The sequence below is a fragment of the Paenibacillus sp. oral taxon 786 str. D14 genome (assembly GCF_000159955.1).
Classification (GTDB): Bacteria; Bacillota; Bacilli; order Paenibacillales; family Paenibacillaceae; genus Fontibacillus; species Fontibacillus phoenicis.
In genome coordinates this window covers 219,413-222,303 of sequence record NZ_GG695975.1, presented here as the reverse complement: position 1 = coordinate 222,303, position 2,891 = coordinate 219,413, and the positions used below count along the sequence as shown (strand labels likewise).

General features: G+C 42.1%; 3 protein-coding genes. All 3 read right to left on the bottom strand.

The genetic code is table 11. The features are described from left to right. Positions 1–315 precede the first annotated feature (315 nt). Complete coding sequence (locus POTG_RS10905; protein ID WP_232282275.1) at positions 316–801, bottom strand: hypothetical protein; 486 nt, start codon at positions 799–801, stop codon at positions 316–318. A gap of 386 nt (positions 802–1,187) precedes the next feature. Beyond that, a complete protein-coding gene (locus tag POTG_RS10900) occupies positions 1,188–1,427 on the bottom strand; it encodes an SHOCT domain-containing protein (RefSeq protein ID WP_036645000.1) in 240 nt (79 codons plus the stop codon). 123 nt (positions 1,428–1,550) lie between these two features. Then, a complete protein-coding gene (locus POTG_RS10895) occupies positions 1,551–2,774 on the bottom strand; it encodes a M23 family metallopeptidase (protein ID WP_036645036.1) in 1,224 nt (407 codons plus the stop codon). Between the last annotated feature and the right edge of the window lie 117 nt (positions 2,775–2,891).

Below are 2,891 nucleotides of genomic sequence, written 5' to 3'. Positions count from 1 at the left end.
TAAGTTATATAATATGTTAATTCTAGTGAGTTTAACTCTTTCTGAGAAAATAGGAAAATCGGGTAAAGATTGACCCGACTCATGGCAATCATTTAGCAAGTTCCAACGGACGACAAAGCCATGATCCACCACAAGCGGAAAGCCCAACCGTTCGTCTGAAGAGCACCAGTATTGAACTTACCACCGGATTGCCAACCGCTACCATAATTCAATGAGAACAAGGGATGGATAAGAGCAGTCTAGCACATACAAGGATTACGTGACCTTGTCTTGTCTCTTTTTCTGATCATTATGTGACCTTCGATTGACCTGACCTTATTCCTCGGAATCGTCCGATGAATCCGCATCCGAATTCGCTTCTTTATCATCCACGAATAAAATGGAAGCCTCTCCGCCTACAAAGCGGTAAATGTGACTGAGCAATCGTTTCCGCCGCTTATAGTACATGCGGTGCGTAAAGCCCAGCTTTTCCATGACAAGCATGGAAGGCAGACGGCGCACGTAACGCTCTTCCACAAAATGCTGATCTTCCTCTTGCAAGGAGTGAATCGCGGCTTCCAGCACATCAATCTTCAGTTCCATTAAAGGGATTTCTACATTTTGCAATTGTAACCGGCGGATTACCTCGTTTAATATTGCTTCGTTTTTCTGGCCTTTGCCGTAGATCGGGACCAAATCGAATTTTTGCGTAAGCCCCGGGATACGTGACAACTGTTCCCGCATTGACTCCAACTGCGATTTCCAAACCGGTAAGGCGAATAACCAGTTTTCGACGCGAGTGAACAGGATCGGTCGGCTCACTGCCCCCACCCCCGTTGCCGGATACGGTGGCGGACTCTACCATACCAGTCGTGACGCATCAATTGGGCGTAAAAGGCAGGCGAATAACTAACTCCTCTTCGCTTTTCTGGTTTGTTTGATTGACATTGCGCCGGCAAATTCGGTTTATCCATTTCGGAAAGAGAAACTTCCCTGAAAGACTGCCCCGCATTAACGACTTCGTGTTTCCCCATAATTTTTGCTCCCTTCAAATTCATGAATGGGCGCGCGCTTGACCTTATTGTACGGGGAAGGTCACTTTTCGGTAAGGCGACTCTTTTTGTACAACCTTTTTACAAAAGGTTCTACATTTTTCTGGAACCCCCATGGGGTATAAGTAGTTTGGGTAAGGCTCTAAACTCAGCCCTCTACTTTATATTCCAACCTTCGTTGTTCAACAATTCACGTTTATGATTAAATTCCTCATCATTGAGTTCACTTCTGGCATAACGTTCTTTTAAAATCATAAGGGGACCGTCTTCAACTCTATATTTCCTTATGAGTAATCGTGTTACTACATAAACTGTTGCGCCAATAGCAATGATTAGAATAAGTAAACAGATTGACATGATCGTGCACATCAAGACCATTATAGAACCATTCATCATCAGACATACCTCCCGATATTAGAATTTTCATTTTTAAAACCGAATATTCCCTTGAGATCACCTAAACAAAAAGCAGTAGCCTGGCAAGGCTACCGCTAGCGTCCTCATTGCTTATGGTAAAGATTATTTCAAATAAGGTAACGGATCCACTGGTTTCCCGTCAATTCGCACCTCAAAATGCAAGTTATTCCCCGTTGCAGTTCCTGTACTTCCGACCTCAGCAATTTTTTGTCCTCGTTTTACCTTATCCCCTTTTGTCACCTTAATTCCATTATTGCGAATATGAGCGTAAAGCGTCCAAACGTTATCCCCGTGGTCGACAATAACCGTGTTGCCATAACCGCTCCACCATTCTGCAACAATGACAACACCACTTTCCGCAGCCTGAATTTCCGTTCCTTGAGGGGCTGCATAGTCAACACCTTTATGCATTTTAACTTCCCCGGTAACCGGATGTACTCGAGTGCCGTATTTTGAAGATAAACGAGCCCCAGGAATCGGTAGGGACATGGCTCCCGAACCACTTTTCACTTTTCCTGATGAAGAATTGGAATTTGTACTTTTATATGTGTAAACTTGCTCCGATTTCAGCTTGTTTTTTTCTTTTTCAAGTATTGCTCTTTTTGTAGCGAGTTCGATCAATAAGGCTTCCTGCTCTTCTGAAATGTCTTCAGATTCTTCAATCTCCTCGCTGTATCGGGCAATCAGTTGCTGCTTCTCATCCTCTTTGTTTTCCAAAGCACTTTTCCGCGACTCCGCTTCAACATACAAGGCCTCTATTTTCTCATAACTCTCCTTCAATTTCCGTTGCTGCTCTAATAGAAGCTCCTTGTCCTTTTTATATTCATCTAATAACATCCGATCCTGATTGGCTATTGCTTGCAATACTTCGGCACGTTCTAAAAAGTCAATAAAACTTGTCGAGGACAACAATACGTCCAAGTAAGAAACATTTCCGTCTGTATACATCAATCGGATTCGAGAATCCAGCCATTTGGAGCGCTCCTCGACTCTTTGCTTGGTTTTGTCCAACTTTTCGTTAGTCTGGCGTAATTCTGCCTCTGCTTGCTCAGCATCAATGGCGATTTTAGTCAATTCTTCGCTTACGGATTCGATCTCAATCAATATTTGTTTGATATAGTTTTTATTTTTATTGACATAATGCTTCGCTTCCTGCTGTTGTTTTTCTGCAGCTTTTTGCTTTTGCTCAGCTATTTTCGCCCGTTCTTGAAGTTGTTTCAACTCGTTGTCTAATTGGCTAACGGTTTTGGCATAAATTTGATCCAAAGGGAGGAACAATAAAGTGACAAAAATCACAAATACAGTCGCAGATAACCATTTTCTCAAGTTCAACTATATTTCCCCATTTTCTTATGTTTTTTATTTTCATTTCATATTAGTATTGTAATTAGGAAATATAGAGAAAGAATGTAGAAAGTACGAAGAAATAACTTATCTACGTTG